This is a genomic window from Oleiphilus sp. HI0043 (assembly GCF_001634935.1).
Window position 1 is genome coordinate 1 of record NZ_LWEY01001774.1, and the last position, 769, is coordinate 769.

Here is a 769-nt window from a genome sequence, read left to right on the forward strand (position 1 = left end):
TCAAAAGGTTCATGAAGAAGCAGTTGAACTCATGGGCGGTATTCTCACGGACGTTAAGACTGGTCAGGCGCTTCCTATAGACGCTATTGATAATCTTGCGGAAGATATGCTGGACTCTTTGTTCAGAAATCACAATGCCTTGGCTTGCCTTGGCTGTATTCGCGAGAAAGATAGTTACTTGATGGAGCACTCCGTAAACCTGAGTGTTCTGATGTCTATTTTTGGTAAATCGATGCAACTGGATCGTTCGGTTCTTCATCAAACCATTTCAGGTGCATTGTTGCATGATATCGGGAAAATCATGGTGCCAGACGAAATATTGCATAAGCCTGGTAAATTAACCGATGATGAATTTTCGCAAATGAAACATCACGTTACCCTAGGTCGCGAGCATTTGCTGGGTATCGAAGGTATTTCCCCTTTGACTATTCAAGTCGTTTCTGAACATCACGAGCGAATGGATGGTACCGGTTACCCTTCGGGTCTATGTGGTCATGAAATCTCAACCTTCGGGCGAATGGCTGCGATTGTTGACGTTTATGATGCGATTACAGCCGACCGCTGTTATCACAAGGGTATGACGCCGACAATGGCGATTAAGCGTTTACTGGAGTGGAGCGATCATCATTTGGACCGCTCTTTGGTAAATCACTTCATTCGTTGTATCGGAATTTATCCAGTTGGTTCTTTGGTCTTACTAGAGAGTGGCCGACTGGGCGCGGTTGTAGAAGTGAACGAGTTTGATCAGCGCTCGCCAAAGGTGAGGGTG

Annotated in this window: 1 protein-coding gene; it reads left to right on the forward strand. The window is 45.8% G+C overall.

The genetic code is table 11. From position 1 onward, the window contains the following. On the forward strand, window positions 1-769 hold a 769-nt coding region (locus A3729_RS27300), incomplete at both ends, for an HD-GYP domain-containing protein (protein WP_156498170.1).